Source organism: Paracoccus suum, assembly GCF_003324675.1.
GTDB lineage: Bacteria > Pseudomonadota > Alphaproteobacteria > Rhodobacterales > Rhodobacteraceae > Paracoccus > Paracoccus suum.
The window spans coordinates 2,478,616-2,495,655 of the sequence record NZ_CP030918.1; the positions used below are offsets into that span (position 1 = coordinate 2,478,616).

Here is a 17,040-nt window from a genome sequence, read left to right on the forward strand (position 1 = left end):
TCGCGCGGCCATCACACTCCGGTCTGGGGGATGCCGCTGCGCGCGACGGGGCGCGGGGCGGTCAGCGCCTTCCATTCCGAAAGCGCGCGGTTGACAGGCTGGCCGGGCGCCCTAGCCACAAACTCGCCGTGGCCCTCGGGCGTTTCGACCGCGCCCTCGCGCCAGGCGACACTGCCGCGTGACAGCACGACACGCGGCAGGCCTTTGACAGAAAGCCCCTCGAACACGTTATAATCGATTGCGCTCTGCTGGGTGCCGGCGCTGATCGTCTTGGTTGCCTCAGGATCCCAGATCAACAGGTCGGCGTCACTACCCACAAGCACTGCACCCTTCTTGGGATAGAGGCCCATGATCTTGGCGATATTGGTCGAGGCGACGGCGACAAACTCGTTCGGGGTCAGCCGCCCGGTGCCGACACCCTGGGTCCAAAGCAGCGGCAGACGATCCTCCAGGCCGCCAGTGCCGTTCGGGATCTTCGTGAAATCGCCGATGCCGGTGCGCTTCTGCGTCGTGGTAAAGGCGCAGTGATCGGTTGCCACGCAAGACAGGCTGCCTGACATCAGGCCCGACCACAGGCTGTCCTGATGGCGCTTGTCGCGGAACGGCGGCGACATCACTCGGCGCGCGGCGTGGTCCCAGTCGGGGTTCTGGTACTCGCTTTCGTCCAACGTCAGGTGCTGGATCAGCGGCTCGCCCCAGACCCGCTTGCCCGCCTGGCGCGCGCGGCGGATCGCCTCGTGGCTGTCCTCGCAACTGACGTGCACCACATAGAGCGGCACCCCAGCCATGTCAGCGATCATGATGGCACGGTTGGTCGCCTCGCCCTCGACCTGTGCCGGGCGCGAATAAGCATGTGCCTCGGGGCCGGTATTTCCCTCGGCCAGCAACCGGGCCGAGAGTTCGGCCACCACATCGCCGTTTTCGGCGTGGACCATGGCGATGCCGCCCAGATCGCCTACCCGGCGGAACGACGCGAACATCTCGTCGTCATTGACCATCAGGGCGCCCTTGTAGGCCATGAAATGCTTGAAGCTGGTGATCCCGCGATCCACCACCTCAGCCATTTCATCGAATACCTGCTGCCGCCAGCCGGTGACGGCCATGTGAAAACTGTAATCGCAATGCGCCCGGGCGGTCTTGTTATCCCAGATCTTCAGCGCATCCAGCAGCGACTGGTCCGGCGCGGGCAGCGCGAAATCGATCACCATGGTCGTCCCACCGGCGAGCGCCGCGCGCGTGCCGGATTCGAAATCATCGGCCGAATACGTGCCCATGAACGGCATTTCCAAGTGGGTATGCGGATCGATCCCGCCCGGCATGACATAGCAGCCGGTCGCGTCGATGACCTCGTCGCCGACCAGTCCTTGGCCGATGGCGGCGATCCGGCCGCCTTCGATCAGGATGTCCGCCTTCTGGGTCAGATCGGCCGTGACGATGGTCCCGTTCCTGATGAGGGTCGTCATGCGGCACTTCCTTTCCGGTCTTAGCGTTGTCCAAATATCCCGGGGGGTCCGGGGGCAGAGCCCCCGGGGTGGGAGGGCTAGTTCACGCGACGACCTCCGCCGTCTCGAGCACCGCGTTCAGCAACACATCCGCCCCTGCCGAGGCCCATTCCGGGCTGATCTCCTCAGCCTCGTTGTGCGAGACGCCGTCGACGCAGGGGCACATGATCATAACGGTCGGCGCGATCTTGTTGATCCAGCAGGCGTCGTGACCGGCGCCACTGACCACGTCCATGTGAGAATAACCCAGCCGCTCGGCCGCGCCGCGCACGCGTTTCACTAGGCCCTCGTCAAAGGCTGGCGGGTCGAACTGGCCGACGATCTGGCTGGTCATGCTGACGCCGATCTCCTCGCAGAGGGCCGGGGCGCGGGCGTCAAACTCCTCAACCATCGCCAGCAGCGTCGGCAACAGGTGGCTGCGGAAATCGACTGTCATGACAACCTTTTCCGGGATCACGTTGCGGCTGTTCGGGAACACCTCGATATGGCCCACCGCGCCCACGGCGTTGGGCTGGTGCTTCATCGCGATCTCGTGGACCAACTCGATCAGCCGGGCCATGCCGCGTCCGGCGTTCCGGCGCATCGCCATGGGGGTCGAGCCGGTGTGCTGGCCTTTGCCGGTCACCGTCACCTCGATCCAGCGCAGGCCCTGGCCGTGGGTCACGACGCCGATCTGCTTGCCTTCGGCCTCGAGGATCGGGCCCTGTTCGATGTGATACTCGAACATCGCGTGAATCGGGCGCCCGCCGACCGGCTGATCGCCCCGCCAACCGATCCGGTCCAACTCGTCGCCAAAGCGCAGGCCCTTGAGGTCCCTGCGATCATTGGCGAATTCCTCGTCGATCACGCCCGCAAAGACACCCGAGGCGAGCATCGCCGGGGCAAAGCGCGAGCCTTCCTCATTGGTCCAGTTCACCACCACAATGGGACGGCGCGTCTGCACGCCCATGTCCCGGATGGTGCGCACGACCTCCAGCCCCGCCAGAACGCCCAGTACGCCGTCATATTTGCCACCCGTTGGCTGGGTGTCGAGGTGGCTGCCGATATAGACCGGGTCAGCCTCGGGATCGGTCCCCTCGTGGCGGAGAAACATCGAGCCGAGGCGGTCAACCTGCATGGTCATGCCGGCATCCTCGGCCCATCTCTGGAACAGGCGGCGTCCCTCGGCATCGGCATCGGTCAGGGTCTGGCGATTGTTGCCGCCGGCGATGCCAGGGCCAATCTTCGCCATCTCCATCAGGCTATCCCAGAGACGGTCGGGATTCACCCGCATGTTGCCGGAGGGGGCGTCGGTCATTGTAGTAGGCTCCGTGATCGTTCAGCGCTTCAGTTCAACCTCGACAAAGGCCATCGGCGCAGCGCCGTTGTTCCTGACGTTATGCTCGGTGCCGATTGGCCGGCGATACGACGCGCCCGGCGGGATCGTGCTCTCGACGGTCTCGCCGCCGGGCAGATCGACGGCCAGGCGGCACTCGGTCAGCGTGACGATGACGTAATCCATCTCGTGCTGGTGCCAGCCGGTCTCGCCGCCGGGGGCAAAGTCATAGCGCGTGACCCGGACCTGGGCATCGTCCAGCAGGACCTTTCCGGTGCAGTCCTTCATGCCGTGGCCTTGATGACGCTGCCGAGGGTCGAGATCAGCTCGTCGATCTGCTCCTCGGAAATGATCAACGGCGGCGAGAGCGCTATGGTATCGCCGGTGATGCGGATCATGATCCCCGCCTCGAACGCCTTCACGAAGGCATCGAAGGCGCGCTTGCCCGGCGCATCGGGGATCGAGGCCAGCTCGACCGCGCCGATCAGGCCCATGTTGCGAATGTCGATGACGTTAGGATGATCGGCGAGGCCGTGCAGCGCTTTTTCCCAGTGCTTTTCCAGCTTGGCAGCGCGGGTCAGCAGGTTGCCATCGGCATAGGTCTCAAGCGTGGCGATACCAGCCGCCGAGGCGATCGGGTTGCCGGAGTAGGTGTAGCCGTGGAACAGCTCGATCACATGGTCGGGGCCTTGCATGAAGGCATCGTGAATCGCGCCCGAGGTCAGCACGGCGCCCATCGGAATGACGCCGTTGGTCAGGCCCTTGGCGCAGGTCATCATGTCCGGAATGACGCCGAAATGCTGCGCCGCGAACGGGCTGCCGAGACGGCCGAAGCCGGTGATGACCTCGTCAAAAATCAGCAGGATGCCATGCTTCGTGGTCAGCTCGCGTAGCTTTTCCAGATAGCCTTTGGGCGGCAGCAGCACCCCGGTCGAGCCGGCCATCGGCTCGACAATCACCGCGGCGATGGTCTCAGCCCCGTGCAGGGCTACCAGCCGCTCCAACTCCTCGGCCAGATAGGCGCCGTGTTCCGGCTGTCCCTTGGTAAAGGCGTTTTCTTTCAGATGGGTATGGGGCAGATGATCGACACCGTTGAGGGCGGTGCCAAAGAAGCGGCGGTTATTGACGATACCGCCCACGGAGATTCCGCCAAAGCCGACGCCGTGATAGCCCCGCTCGCGGCCGATCAGCCGGGTGCGCGAGGCCTCGCCCCGCGCCCGGTGATAGGCGAGAGCGATTTTCAGTGCCGTATCAACAGCCTCCGAGCCGGAGTTCGTATAAAATACATGCTCGATCCCCTCCGGCGCGATGTCGACGAGCCGGTTGGCCAGTTCGAACGCACCGGGGTGGCCGATCTGGAACGCGGGTGCGTAATCGAGCGTGCTGGCCGTCTCGGTGATCGCCTGAGTGATCTTCGGTCGGCAATGGCCGGCATTGCAGCACCATAGGCCCGCCGTGCCGTCCAGCACCTGCCGGCCGTCCGCCGCGGTGTAGTGCATGTCCTTGGCCCCGACCAGCATCCGCGGCTGCGCCTTGAACTGGCGATTGGCCGTGAATGGCATCCAGAAGGCGCTGAGATCATTGGGCGCAGGCTTGCGGTCTAGAGCCATGGCGGCGTTCCTTCAGACTAGGGGCGGGATGGGTTGACCCGACGCTAGCAGCGGCCAAGGGCCAGTCAAGGACCCTCGGCGCGACGGTGGGACTACGAGCTGTGTCGGCCGCCTCCGCGCCGGGGATCCGCCCGAGGCGACTGTGCGTTACGGGCTACAGGGTCAGCGACGCGCGGGGGATTGCCGGCGCCGTACAGGGCCCTTGCCAAGCAGGGCGGAATGCCTCACATCCTCGCGACCGAAACAGACCGAGCATGGCGATGACCGATGCCCTGCGCAGCCCCGGCGACAACGCGCCCGGCGGGCTGCCACCGCCGCCAGATTTGCGCACCCCGCCAGAGCATCACCATGCCTCGCATGAAAAATTGCGGGCCGGACTTGTCCTCAGCTGCCTCGGGGTCGTCTACGGCGACATCGGTACCTCGCCCCTTTATGCGCTGCGAGAATCCCTTGTCCACGCCCATGAACATCAGATGAAAGAGACGGCGGTCATCGGCATCGTGTCGATGCTGTTCTGGACAGTCTTTCTGATCGTCACGGTCAAATATGTCGTCCTGATCCTACGCGCGGACAACAACGGCGAGGGCGGCACGCTTTCGCTGGTGGCCAAGGCCCAGCAGGCCCTCGGTGGGCGCCGCGCCTGGTGGCTGTATCTGACCGGTATCGTCGGCGTTTCGCTGTTTTTCGGCGATTCCATGATTACGCCGGCGATCTCCGTCCTGTCAGCGGTCGAGGGGGTGAACCTGGTCGCGCCCGGGCTCGACCGCTATATCGTGCCGGTCACGCTGGGGATCGTGTTCATCCTCTTTTGGGCGCAGCGCCACGGGACCGAGGCAGTCTCGCGCCTGTTCGGGCCGGTCATGTTCATCTGGTTCACGACCATGGCGGTGCTGGGCGCCAGCCACATCATGGACGACGGCCGCATCCTGCAGGCGCTGAACCCGCTGCGGGCCATCAGTTTCATCTGGCAGAACGGTGCGGGCGCGCTGCCGGTCATGGGTTCGGTCTTTCTGGCCGTGACCGGGGCCGAGGCGCTTTACGCGGACATGGGCCATTTCGGTAAACGACCGGTGCGCGTGGCCTGGACCGGTATCGTCTGGCCTGCCCTCGGGCTCGCCTATCTCGGGCAGGGCGCAATGGTGCTGGCTGATCCGTCCAAGTCGAATAACCCGTTCTTCAACATGGCCCCTGAATGGGGCCTGCTGCCGCTGGTGATCCTGGCGACGGCCGCGACGGTGATCGCCAGTCAAGCGGTCATTTCCGGCGCGTTCTCGGTTGCGCAGCAGGCCGTGCAACTGGGGCTGCTGCCGCGACTCGAGATCCAGCACACCTCGGATACGCAGCTTGGGCAGGTGTTCCTGCCCAAGGTAAACTTCATCCTGCTGTGCGGCGTGGTGGGGCTGATCCTCGCCTTTGGCAGCTCGGCGCGACTGGCCTCGGCCTATGGGATCGCGGTCACCGGGGACATGGTCATCACCTCGATGCTGGCAATCATCGTCTTTCGCTGGGCCTGGAAATGGCCATGGGTGGTGGTCCTGGGGATCATGCTGCCGATCCTCGCCATCGAGGTGGTGTTCTTCTATGCCAACGTTCTGAAAGTGGTGGACGGCGGCTGGATCCCCCTGGTCTTTGCCGCCATGGCCATCACCTCGATGGTGGTCTGGCTGAAAGGCACGCAGCTGCTGCAGGCGAAGCTCGGCGCGGACAGCGTCAAGCTGGACTTCCTGGTACGCAAGCTGGAGGCCTCGCCGCCCACAATAGTGCCCGGCACGGCGGTGTTCCTGACCGCCGATCCGAACATCGCGCCGGCCGCGCTGATGCATAACCTCAAGCATAACCGCGTGCTGCACGACCGTAATGTCATCACCCGGGTCGAAGTCGCGACGACGCCGCGTGTGCCGGACCACGCGCGCTTGCGGGTCGAGCAACTGAGCCCACATTTCTGGCGCGTGGGCTGCCGCTTTGGTTACATGGAACAGCCGAACGTGCCGCGCGCCCTGGCCGATGCCCGCGCGCTGGGGCTAAAATTCGACATCATGTCGACCAGCTATTTCCTGAACCGCCGCACGCTGAAGATTGGGAAGTCACGGATGATGCCGATCTGGGCCGCGCGGCTGTTCGCCGGCCTCTACCGCTCGTCGTCAGAACCGACGAACTTTTACCGCCTGCCCTCCAACCGGGTGGTCGAGCTGGGCCAGCAGATCAACATCTGACGGCCCAGCGCAGTTGCGGCCTCAGAAGCTCAGGCCAAGCCGCAGCCGCGGAAGGGTCGCCGCTGCGACCAGCCAGGCGAGGGCGCCGCAGAACGCGATCCCGGCGATCATCGAAAGCGGTGTGCTGTCCAGCACCGCCCCGATCAGCGTGATCATCCCGGCGCCTGTCAACATCTGCAACGTTCCGCCGAGCGAGGAGGCGAGGCCGGCGATGTCCGGATGCGGGTCCAGCGCCATGACCATGGTCGTCGGCATCACCAAGCCCAGGAACGCGTTGGCGATGAACAGCCCCGCGATGATGATCGGAAGGCTGCCGAAACCCGCTGCGACAACCGCGAGCAGCAGCAGCATCGAGCCAGCGAAGCCGGTGATCGCGATGGCGATCGCGCGCTCCATCCCCAGCCGCGCCGCGAGCGGGCCGGCGAACTGCGAGGCCGTGAAAAAGCCGATCGCATTCACTGCAAAGGCCAGCGAGAACCCGGTCGGCCCAAGGCCGAAGGTCTTGGTGTAGACAAAGGTCGCCATCGCCAAAAAGACGAAGAAGCTGGACATGGCAAAGCCGCCGATGAACGTCAGCCCCATGAAGCGGCGGTCGGTCAGCAGGCGGACGGCGCCAGCCCGCATCTCGGCCACCCGCACGGGGCGGCGGTTTTCGGGCCGCAGCGTCTCGGGCAGGGCAAAGGTGATGAGCGCGAGGCTGATGAGCGAAGCGAGCGCCAGCACGCCGAAAATCCAGCGCCAGTCCGCCACCGCCATGACGGCCGAGCCGGCCAACGGTGCCAGCATCGGCGAGACCGAGATCACGATCATGATCGCGGCCATCATCCGTGCCGCGTCCGGGCCCGTGGACAGATCGCGGATCACCGCGCGGGGCACCACCATCAGCGTCGCCGCGCCCAGCGCCTGAACGGCGCGGGCAAAAACCAGGGTCGGCAGGTCCGGCGCAAAGCTGGCCGCGACCGATGCCGCGGTAAAGATCGCGACCCCGATGAGCATCGGCCGCCGACGGCCAATTGCGTCTGCCATCGGACCGTAAATCAGTTGGGCGATGCCGAAGACCAGGAAATAGACGCTGAGGGTCGCCTGCGCCGCCGTCTCGCTGACGCCGAGGTCCGAGGCGACCTTGGGCAGGGCGGGCAGGTACATGTCGATGGCAAACGGGCCAACAGCCGAGAGAAGCCCCAGAATCAGGGCCAGGCGGAACAGATGCGAGGGCATGGAAAACCTGCCGTGACTGATGATGTTATGGGATGCGCCGCGTGCGTGTCGCACGCGAGGGGGTTCAGGACCGCCAGCGCCGCGCACCCTTTGTCAGTCTTTCCAGCAAATTGCAACCCCGGCGCGGCCCGGATCGGGCGCGCCGGGGCAGGGTCCTACATCCCCAGCATATGCGGCAGCCACAGGCTGATGGCCGGCACATAAGTCACCAGGACGAGGAAGATCAGCATCGTCAGCAGCCACGGCCAGACCGCAACTGTCAATTCGGTGATTCCCATCTTGGTGATGCCGCTGGCGACATAGAGGTTGAGGCCGACGGGAGGGTGACACATCCCGACCTCCATGTTGACGACGATCATGATGCCGAAGTGGACCGGATCGATCCCCAGCCGCACGGCGACCGGGAACAGGATCGGCGCCATGATCAGGACGATGGACGAAGGCTCCATGAAGTTGCCGGCCATCAGCAATAGGATGTTGACCACGATCAGGAAGGCCCACCAGGTCAGGCCGGCATCGACCATCCAGTTGCCCAGCGCCTGCGGGATTCCCTCGGAGGTCATCAGGAAGCTGAACAGCACCGCGTTGGTGATGATGTAGAGCAGCATCGCCGACATGTTCGCGCTGGAGAGCAACACCTTGGGCACGTCGGCAAGGCGCATGTCCTTGTAGACGAACACTGCGATGACAAAGGCGTAGACCGCCGACATGGCCGCTGCTTCGGTCGGCGTGAAGATGCCGGCATAGATGCCGCCGATCACGATCACGATCAGCAGCAGACCCCACATGGCGTCGCGGAAAGCCCGCCAGCGTTGCGCGAAGGTGGCGCGTGCAAGGCGCGGATAGTTGAACTTGCGGGCACGGTACCAGGTGGTGAAGGCCAGAAAGCCGGCCAGCATCATCCCCGGAATGACGCCGGCGATGAACAACTCGCCCACCGACGCGCTGGCGACGATCTTCCCATCCGGTCCAGTGACCTGCATCCCCGAGGTCGCGACGGCATACATGACCATCACGATTGACGGCGGGATCAGGATGCCGAGCGCGCCGGACGTGGTGATGACGCCGGCGCCAAAGCTTTTGGGAAAGCCCTGCGCGACCATCGCCGGCAGGATCACGCTGCCGATGGCCACCACCGTCGCGGGCGAACTGCCGGATACTGCCGCGAACAGGGCGCAGGCGATGACGCCGGCAAGGCCGAGGCCGCCGTGCCAGTGCCCGACCATCGCGGTGGCAAAGTTGATCATGCGCCTCGCGACGCCGCCATGGGTCAGGAAGTTGCCGGCAAGGATGAAGAACGGGATCGCCATGATCTCGAACTTCTCGATGCCGGTGAACAGCTTCAGCGCCACCGTATCGATCGGCACCGTGGTCATGGTGAACAGGAACGTCAGAACCGTGAGGCCCAGCGCGATACTGATCGGCATGCCGGTCAGCATCAGCATGGTCAGCAGACCAAAGATGATTAGTGCGCTCATCTCAGCGGTCCTTCCGGTCTTCGGTCATGTCGCGGGGTGTCAGCGGGCTGTCGATCATCGCCTCGCCGGTCGCATCGACGCCGTCTGCCAGGTCACCCGCATCCGGCTCGGGCTCGATGCCCTCGACATGGCCGTGATCGTGATGCGGCAACTCGCCGGTGCGGTAGAAATTCCAGGCGACCTGCAGGAAGCGGAAGCACATGAGCGAGCTGCCCAGCGGGATCGCAAGGTAGACCATCCACTGCGGCAGTTCGAGGTCGGGAGAGACCGAGCTGGCGTGATACATGTCACGCACGAAATTGGCGCCCATGATCGCGATGGTGCCGGTGAAGAAGGCGCCGGCGAGCAGGCCGAACAGGATCATGACCTTGCGCCGCGGCGGGGCGAGGCGGTTGATCAGCACGTCAATGCCAACGTGGATGCCGGTGCGTACGCCGTAGGCGGCGCCGAACTTGGCCATCCACACGAACATGATGATGCAAAGCTCCTGCGCCCAGACGAGGTTCACATGGCGCAGAGATGTGTAGAAGCTGCGAGCGGCGGCGCTGAGCGCCTCCATCTCGTGGCCGCGGGCGAATTTCACGACGTCGGCGGTCAATCCCAGCGCATAGCGTTGGACGACGGCGACAAAGATCAGCGTCGTCGCTGCCGCCATGAGTGTTGCGATCAGCACCTCTTCGAGGCGGTCGAGCCAGCGCATCTGTGATCATCCCCCTGTAAGGGCCGGGCGGTCTTGGCGCCGCCCGGCCGATTGGTCAAATGCGCTTATTGCGCGGCGGTCGCCGCCTCGATCTGCTTGATCAGATCGGCACCGATGCGGCCGGCCATCTCCTCGCGGACGGGGGCCAAGGCCTCTTTCCACGCGGTCTTCTCCTCATCCGTCATCTCATGGAAGTCGGTGGTGCCGGCGTCACGCATCGCCTGCATGGCCTTGTCGTTCTCGTCCTTGGCGATGCCGTTGGCGTAGGTCGTCGCCTCGGCCATGGCCTTCTCCAAGTTACCGCGCACGTCGTCGGGCAGACCGTCCCAGAACTTCTTGTTCACGATCACCGCGTAGCCCAGATACCCGTGGTTGCTGATCGTGGCGTTCTTTTGAACCTCGTTCATCTTCTGGGTGTACATGTTCGAAGGCGGGTTCTCGGTGCCGTCCACCACGCCGGTCTGCAGCGCCTGATAGACCTCGCTGAAGGCCATCACCTGCGGCACGGCGCCCAGCGCCTTCATCTGCGCTTCCAGCACCTTGCTGGACTGGATGCGCATCTTCAGGCCCAGGAAATCATCCGGCATCAGCAGCGGGCTGTTGGCCGACATGATCTTGAAGCCGTTGTCCCAGTAGGCGAGGCCCTTGATGCCCTTGGGCTCGAGCTTGGCCAACATCGCGGCGCCGACGTCACCCTCGGTCACCTTGCGCAGCTGGTCGTAGCCGTCAAAGATGTAGGGCAGGTCGAAGGCCTCGAAATCGGGCACGCCGAGCGGGCCGAACTTGGCCAGCGACGGGGCGAGCATCTGGACGGCGCCCAACTGCAGCGCCTCCATCTCCTCCTTGTCCTTGTAGAGCTGGCTGTTGGGGTAGATCTCGATCTTGACCTTGCCCTCGGTGTATTTCTCGGCAAGTTCCTTGAACTTTTCGGCGCCCTTGCCCTTGGGCGTGTCGGGCGCGACGACGTGGCTGAACTTGATCGTGATGTCCTGCGCAAAGGCAGGCACGGCCAAGCCGATAGCGACAACGGCAGCGAGGCCAGAGCGAAGCCCGGCCTGGAAAAACTGGTTCATGGTACTCTCCCGGTGTGGTGCTGCGACGTTATCGGCGCGACTCCCTCTTGCAAAGAGGCTTACACGAGCGCGGCCACTGTCTTGCGCCGCCAGACGAGCATATAATAGGCGCCCTGCAGGATCATAAGTCCAGCAAATCCGGCGACATAGCCCCACCAGATGCCGTGCAGGCCCATCACGCCCGACAGGGTGATAGCGGTCGGCAGCTCGATCAGCAGCACGCAGCCGACGCCGATCAGCATGGGGACAAGGACCGTGCCCGAGGCGCGCATGACGCCCGAGAAGATGGTCCCTGCGCCGAACATCAGGGCCGACCAGGTGACGATGTGCAGCAGGCGCTGGGCGAGGTCCACGACCTCCGGCTCGGTGATGAAGAGCGACACGACGCTGCGCGAGAACAGCGTTACCAGCACCACCAGCCCGCCGGTCAGCACAAGGTTCATCAGCATCGCAGTGCGCACCACGGAATCGAGGCGCTGTGCCTGACCCGCGCCGATCATCTGCGCGCCAAAGATCGAGGCCGCGATGGCGATCGACAGCGCCGGGAACTGGACATAGGCCTGCACCTGGCCGACCGCGCCATAGGCCGCCGTGGCGTCGGAGCCAAAGGCGTTGACCAGCCCGACGATCACCAACCCTGATAGCGAGCCGACGACGATCTGCACCCCGGTCGGCAGGCCGACCCGCAGTATGGTCATCAGGAGCTTCGGATCCGGCCGCAGCCGGCGAAGCATCCTGGCAGAGGGCGCGAGGGGGTGGTCAAGCGCGCGCAGCCACAGCGCAAGTGCGACGAAGGCGGCGAGTTGGGCCGCGCCTTGGCCAAAGGCCGCGCCCCGGATCCCGAGGCTGGTCCGCGTCACCAGCAGGTAGGTCAGCGCCGCCGACACCGCAGTCGCTACGATCTGGATCAGCAGCGGGCGCACTGTGTCGCCCATCCCGCGCAGCAATGCCCCGCCCAGGATGAACAGGAACAGCGCCGGCATGGTGATGAACGAAGCGCGCGCGTAAGCGGTCGCATTCGCGAGAATGTCGGGCGGCGTGCCGAGCAGGTGCAGGATGCGCGGCGTCAACGCGACGCCGAGGACGGCAATGACCAGCCCGCCGAGGGTCGAGACCGTCAGTGCGGTCCCGGCGATGCGGCGCACCACGCTCAGCTTTCCGGCGCCATAGGCCTGGCCGATCAACACGCTGGCGCCAGCGGTGATGCCGATCAGGAAGGCGATGAAGAAGAACACGACTGGCATGAAGGTGGCCGCGGCCGCCAGCTCCCGCGTGCCCAGCGTGCGGCCGACGATGATGCTGCTGATGGTCGCCGACAGCGACTGCAGGATGTTCTGCGCCATCAGCGGCAACAGGAAAACCAGGAAGGCGCGCCACAGCGGGCGGCTCTCATCAAGGGTCGGTGCGCGGGACATGGCGGGACTCGATACGGGGGGAGGCACGGCTCGGGGGCGGGCTTGCCACCTAAGCGCAGGGCGGCGCAAGAGGGGGCGGCTTTTGCAATTGGCGGGGTGTGGCGGGCCGAGGGAAGAGGCAGCGTGTCAGCGGGCCAGTGGATTCGAGGCGCCGACTCCTCGGTGCAACCGAAGCTTTGACCAAGCTCCCAGAGGCTTTTGGTTGGGGCAGGTGATCGTCACGCAGCACCGCCGCGAAATATTCGGGGCATCGGCCAAATGAACTGACGCACGCCGCCTCAAGAGAAACCAAGTCGCGGGACAGGGCGATTCCGCACCTCGAATGTTCACGTCCGAGAGCTAATCCTCACGTAGGCTCGCGATCCTGTGATCCCGCCCAAAAAACCGAAAGCCCCGCCGGCGAGGCGAGGCTGTGCAGTGGTCTCTCAGGAAGATGGTTAGCCTCAGCCGCCCCAGTGGCGCATCGGGCCGCAGTCCATGTGCACAAAGTTCGAGCGTGAATATTTCCCGACCCCGCCACCCCGGCAGGCCGCCGCGGCCTGGTACATCTGCCCGACCGACCGCGATTTCAGCCGCAGGTCCGCGGCCTTGCCGACCATATGCAGCGAGTTGCGTGCGACGCCCGACGACTGCGAGCGCAGCATCGCGTTGGTCTGCGGCGAGCGGTAGCCCGACAGCATCATGTAGGGCTCATTGGTCTGCAAAAGCCGGTGCGAGGCGGTTGCGATGTCGATCGTGCGCGGGTCGATGCCGACCATCGTGCCGGTCCGCCAGTCGCGCATGAAGATGTTGATCTCGTTCAGGGCGTCGCGGATGTACTTGCCATCCACCCAGTACACGGTGTCGATGCTCTCGCCCGTGCGGCCGGAATACATGCTGATGCGCCGGTAGTTGCCGGCACCACGCGAGATTCCGAAGGCGTTCGCCATTACCGGGGCCGCAGCCACGGTCGTCGCCGCAAAGATACCAAGGATCCCGCGCCGGGAGATGCTGTCCAGAGTCATGTTAGATCGCCTGTCCACTGCATTTGTTTTTGCCAACCTTGTGGATGGCCCGCCCCGTCCTGACCGGGGCTTGCTGACACTATGTCACCAAGACGCGAGCGGTGGAACCTTTTAGTGCCCGTCCGCCGGAGGCCACCGCTCCTATGCGCGTCATTTCGCGCATCAACCGTTAAGCGAGTATTAACATCGCACGGCCTGTTGCCGCCAATCCGCACATGAGGCGCGATCTTTGCAATTATGCCGCACTCACTGGACGGGCCGCGGGGCCGCTGCGACTATTCTGCCATGGCCCAGACAGCGCAGATCACCTCCCGGATTTCCCCCTTGCAGCGACTCGCCACCCGAATCGCCCACCGCTGCAGGCACGCGCTAATGCCGGTTTGGATCGGGCTGGCGCTGCTCGGCGGCACCGGTTGGGCGTCGGCACTCGCCGTCGCGCCGCGGCTGACCTTTTCCCCGGAGGAGTTGGCCTTGGCCCAAGGCGTCGTGCGCTCGCCGGGTCTCGCGGCATTCTATGGTGCGAACGGTCTGCGTCCGGTGTTCACCGGACCCGAGGCGCGGGCGCGCCGCGCGGCTCTGCTGGCTGCGGTCGAGACCGCGCCGCAGCACGGACTGCCGGCCTGGCGCTATCATCCCGAGGTCCTGCGCCAACACCTCGACGACGACCGTACCGACCCGGCGCTCGAGGCGCAGCTGGCGGGGATCTTTGCCCTTTGGGTGCAGGACGTGTCTGCCGGCATTCTCGATCCGCGCAAGCTGTCCCCGGCCATCAAGCGCGCGGGCGAGGGTGCCAACCTTGCCCCCGTCTTGGCCGAGTTCGCCGCGGCGCCCGATCCAGTGAGCGTGCTGGCGGCAGTTGAGCCCTCTGCACCGCAATACATGGCGCTGCGCGAGGCACTCGCCCGGGCCCGCGGCGTAAGCGCGCCCGAGGGCACGCCCGAGGCCCCAGCGGCGCCGGGTGGCGCCGCCTGGCGCGCGGGCGATCGCGACCCCTCGCTGCCTGCCTTGCGCGCCCGCCTTGCCGCGACCGGCTTTGACGCGGGCACGGCAGCCGATCCGACCGTCTATGACGAAGGCCTCGCCCAGGCCGTCGCCGCATACCAGAAGGCCGTTGGCCTGCCGGACGACGGCATCGCCGGGGCGCGAACGATCGCCCGCCTGAATGCCCCGCCCAGTGCCGGGCCGCGGGACTTGCTGGTGGCGATGGAGCGTTGGCGTTGGCTGCCCGACGATCTGAACGAGGGCCAGTCGCGCCACATCTGGGTCAATCTGCCGACCTTTACCGCTGCCATTGTCGACCAAGCGGACAAGGTCACCTTCCAGACGCGGGTCGTGATCGGCAAGACTGACGGCGACATGCAGACGCCTGAGTTCAGCGACCGCATGGAATTTGTCGTCGCCAACCCACGCTGGAACGTCCCGCGCTCGATCACCGTCAAGGAATACCTGCCAAAGCTGAAGCAGAACCCGAGTGCGGCCAGTCATCTGGATATCGTCAACGGCGCGGGCAAGGTGATCCCGCGCAGCCAGATCGATTTCGGCCGCTACACGGCGGCAAACTTTCCCTATCGGATGCGCCAAAAACCCAGCGAGGACAATGCGTTGGGCATCGTGAAGTTCCTGTTCCCCAATCCCTGGAACATTTACCTGCACGACACCCCGTCCAAGGGCCTGTTCAGCGCCGGGCGCCGGGCGTTCTCGCATGGTTGCGTGCGGATCGGCGATCCGGTGGACCTTGCCCGTGCGCTGCTCTCCGAGCAGTCGGCGGACCCCGCCAAGACATTTTCCGCGGCCCTGCGCGGCGGAAACGAGCGGTATCTGACGCTGAAACCTTCGGTGCCCATCCACCTCGTCTATTTTACGGTCCTGCCGGACGCGAATGGCATGATGCGGCGCTATCCGGACATCTATGGCCGCGATGCGGCTGTGTGGGCGGGTCTGTCGCGGGCGTTGACCCCGCCGACGGCGCCCGAGGCAATGGCTTCGAACGACTGACGCGGGGGATCCCGCGCGGCGGGCGTCGCGCGGTCGGCATCTGGATTTGCCGATGGGTTCAGGATAAGGCGATGCCCGAAAGGATCGCCCGACAATGTCGATCACCATCTCTGAACTGGCCCATGCGCTCGGCGCCCGATTCTGGGGCGACGGCAGCCTGATCGTGACCGGCGCGGCCGAGCCGGCCGAGGCGGGCCCCGGGCGTATCGCATTGGCACTGAACCCAAAATATGCCGCGGCCTTGCAGCCCGGCGCGGCGGCGATCATCAGCGAGGGGATGGACCCTCAGGCGCTTGGCCTCTCTGCCGCGATCTTTGCGGCACGCCCACGGTTGGCGATGGCCGGGCTGACGCAGGCGTTTGATCCCGGGCCCGACATCGCGCCGGGGATTCACCCCAGCGCCATCATCGACCCTTCCGCGCAGGTCCCCGCGGACGCCGCCATCGGCCCGTTCGCGGTCATCGGTCCCGACGTCACCATTGGCCGCGGCGCGCGCATTGCCGCGCATGTCAGCATCGGGCGGCAAACCAATATTGGCGACGGCGCCCTGATCCTCGCCGGCGCGCGCATCGGTGCGCGGGTCACCGCGGGGGCCGAGTTGATCGTCCAGCCCGGCGCGGTGATCGGCGCCGACGGCTTTTCCTTTGTCACCGAGGTGCCCTCGGCGGCCGAGGATGCGCGCGCGGCGCTCGGGCAGGGCGCTGTCCGCAGCCCGGAGGCAGCGCGGTGGCACCGGATTCATTCGCTCGGCAGCGTCGTCCTCGGCGACCGGGTCGAGGTCGGCGCCAACAGCACCATCGACCGCGGCACCATCCGCGCGACCCGCATCGGCGATGGCACCAAGCTCGATAACCTCGTTCAGGTCGGCCATAACGTCGAGGTCGGACGCGACTGCCTGCTGTGCGGGCAGGTTGGCGTCGCCGGCAGCGCGCGGATCGGCGACCGGGTGATCCTCGGCGGGCAGTGCGGCGTCAGTGACAATATCTTTGTCGGCAGCGACGTGGTCGCTGGCGGCGCCACCAAAATCTATAGCAACGTGCCCGCCGGGAGGGTCATCCTTGGCCACCCGGCGATGCGCATCGAATCAGAGATCGAGATCCGCAAGGCCCTGCGCCGGCTGCCGCGCCTGTTCCAGCGCGTCGCGCGGCTGGAAGGCGGCGGCGCGCAGGTATCAACCGACGAGCAAGACCCCCAGACCGGAGGCGACCGATGAGCCAGACCAGGGACCGCATCATTCAGATCATCGCCGAGCAGGCGATGCTCGATCCCGGTGAGGTCGACATGGCTATGACGCCGTCCGACCTTGGGATCGACAGTCTGGGACTGGTAGAGGCGATCTTCGCGCTCGAGGAGGCGTTCGACATCACCGTGCCCTTCAACGCCAACGAGCCGGACAAGTCGGATTTTGACATCTCGTCGGTCGGAGCGATCGTAGGTGCGGTCGAGCGGCTCGTCGCCGCCAAGGGCGCATGAGCGAGGGCGCGGACGTCGCGGTGGCCGACGCGGAGGGCGCTGCG

The 17,040-nt window shown here is 65.6% G+C and carries 14 protein-coding genes; 4 read left to right on the forward strand and 10 right to left on the reverse strand.

Features of this window, described 5'->3' with window-relative positions; genetic code table 11:
• Nucleotides 1-11 precede the first annotated feature (11 nt).
• The 4 genes from hydA to aptA form a co-directional block, all read right to left on the reverse strand.
• Nucleotides 12-1,463, reverse strand: a complete 1,452-nt coding sequence (gene hydA / locus DRW48_RS12120) for a dihydropyrimidinase (RefSeq protein WP_114076659.1) — start codon at nucleotides 1,461-1,463, stop codon at nucleotides 12-14.
• An 82-nt stretch (nucleotides 1,464-1,545) separates the two neighbouring features.
• The gene (locus DRW48_RS12125) at nucleotides 1,546-2,799 is read right to left on the reverse strand and encodes a Zn-dependent hydrolase (protein ID WP_114076660.1); all 1,254 of its coding nucleotides are present in this window, start codon (nucleotides 2,797-2,799) and stop codon (nucleotides 1,546-1,548) included.
• 21 nt (nucleotides 2,800-2,820) lie between these two features.
• A complete protein-coding gene (locus DRW48_RS12130) occupies nucleotides 2,821-3,105 on the reverse strand; it encodes a cupin domain-containing protein (RefSeq protein ID WP_114076661.1) in 285 nt (94 codons plus the stop codon).
• Nucleotides 3,102-4,427 carry an omega-aminotransferase AptA gene (gene aptA, locus DRW48_RS12135; protein ID WP_114076662.1) on the reverse strand — a complete coding sequence of 442 codons (1,326 nt, stop codon included), beginning with the start codon at nucleotides 4,425-4,427 and terminating at the stop codon, nucleotides 3,102-3,104. The genes DRW48_RS12130 and aptA overlap by 4 nt, the downstream gene beginning before the upstream one ends.
• A gap of 254 nt (nucleotides 4,428-4,681) precedes the next feature.
• Here aptA and DRW48_RS12140 point away from each other — a divergent pair, with 254 nt between their 5' ends.
• Entirely contained in the window at nucleotides 4,682-6,640 is a 1,959-nt protein-coding gene (locus tag DRW48_RS12140; RefSeq protein ID WP_241963257.1) for a potassium transporter Kup, read from the forward strand.
• A 21-nt stretch (nucleotides 6,641-6,661) separates the two neighbouring features.
• Here the strand turns inward: DRW48_RS12140 and DRW48_RS12145 are convergent, their stop codons facing one another.
• The 6 genes from DRW48_RS12145 to mepK all read right to left on the reverse strand — a co-directional run bounded on the left by DRW48_RS12145 (nucleotide 6,662) and on the right by mepK (nucleotide 13,528).
• Nucleotides 6,662-7,858, reverse strand: a complete 1,197-nt coding sequence (locus tag DRW48_RS12145) for a multidrug effflux MFS transporter (protein WP_114076663.1) — start codon at nucleotides 7,856-7,858, stop codon at nucleotides 6,662-6,664.
• 155 nt (nucleotides 7,859-8,013) lie between these two features.
• Nucleotides 8,014-9,336: a TRAP transporter large permease gene (locus DRW48_RS12150; protein ID WP_114076664.1), complete on the reverse strand. Its 1,323-nt coding sequence runs from the start codon at nucleotides 9,334-9,336 to the stop codon at nucleotides 8,014-8,016.
• 1 nt (nucleotide 9,337) lies between these two features.
• On the reverse strand, nucleotides 9,338-10,036 hold the full coding sequence (locus DRW48_RS12155; protein WP_114076665.1) for a TRAP transporter small permease: 699 nt from the start codon (nucleotides 10,034-10,036) through the stop codon (nucleotides 9,338-9,340).
• Between the two features lie 65 nt (nucleotides 10,037-10,101).
• Nucleotides 10,102-11,109: a TRAP transporter substrate-binding protein gene (locus DRW48_RS12160; protein ID WP_114076666.1), complete on the reverse strand. Its 1,008-nt coding sequence runs from the start codon at nucleotides 11,107-11,109 to the stop codon at nucleotides 10,102-10,104.
• 59 nt (nucleotides 11,110-11,168) lie between these two features.
• Nucleotides 11,169-12,524 (reverse strand): MATE family efflux transporter, encoded by a 1,356-nt coding sequence (locus DRW48_RS12165; RefSeq protein ID WP_114076667.1) that lies wholly within the window; start codon nucleotides 12,522-12,524, stop codon nucleotides 11,169-11,171.
• Nucleotides 12,525-12,967: 443 nt separating this feature from the next.
• Nucleotides 12,968-13,528 (reverse strand): peptidoglycan L,D-endopeptidase MepK, encoded by a 561-nt coding sequence (mepK, locus tag DRW48_RS12170; RefSeq protein ID WP_114076668.1) that lies wholly within the window; start codon nucleotides 13,526-13,528, stop codon nucleotides 12,968-12,970.
• A 372-nt stretch (nucleotides 13,529-13,900) separates the two neighbouring features.
• Here mepK and DRW48_RS12175 point away from each other — a divergent pair, with 372 nt between their 5' ends.
• From DRW48_RS12175 to DRW48_RS12185, 3 genes are all read left to right on the forward strand, one after another.
• A complete protein-coding gene (locus tag DRW48_RS12175; RefSeq protein ID WP_162784755.1) occupies nucleotides 13,901-15,523 on the forward strand; it encodes a L,D-transpeptidase family protein in 1,623 nt (540 codons plus the stop codon).
• A 94-nt stretch (nucleotides 15,524-15,617) separates the two neighbouring features.
• Nucleotides 15,618-16,736 carry a UDP-3-O-(3-hydroxymyristoyl)glucosamine N-acyltransferase gene (locus DRW48_RS12180; protein ID WP_114076670.1) on the forward strand — a complete coding sequence of 373 codons (1,119 nt, stop codon included), beginning with the start codon at nucleotides 15,618-15,620 and terminating at the stop codon, nucleotides 16,734-16,736.
• Nucleotides 16,733-16,996: an acyl carrier protein gene (locus DRW48_RS12185; RefSeq protein ID WP_114076671.1), complete on the forward strand. Its 264-nt coding sequence runs from the start codon at nucleotides 16,733-16,735 to the stop codon at nucleotides 16,994-16,996. The genes DRW48_RS12180 and DRW48_RS12185 overlap by 4 nt, the downstream gene beginning before the upstream one ends.
• The last annotated feature ends 44 nt before the right edge of the window (nucleotides 16,997-17,040 follow it).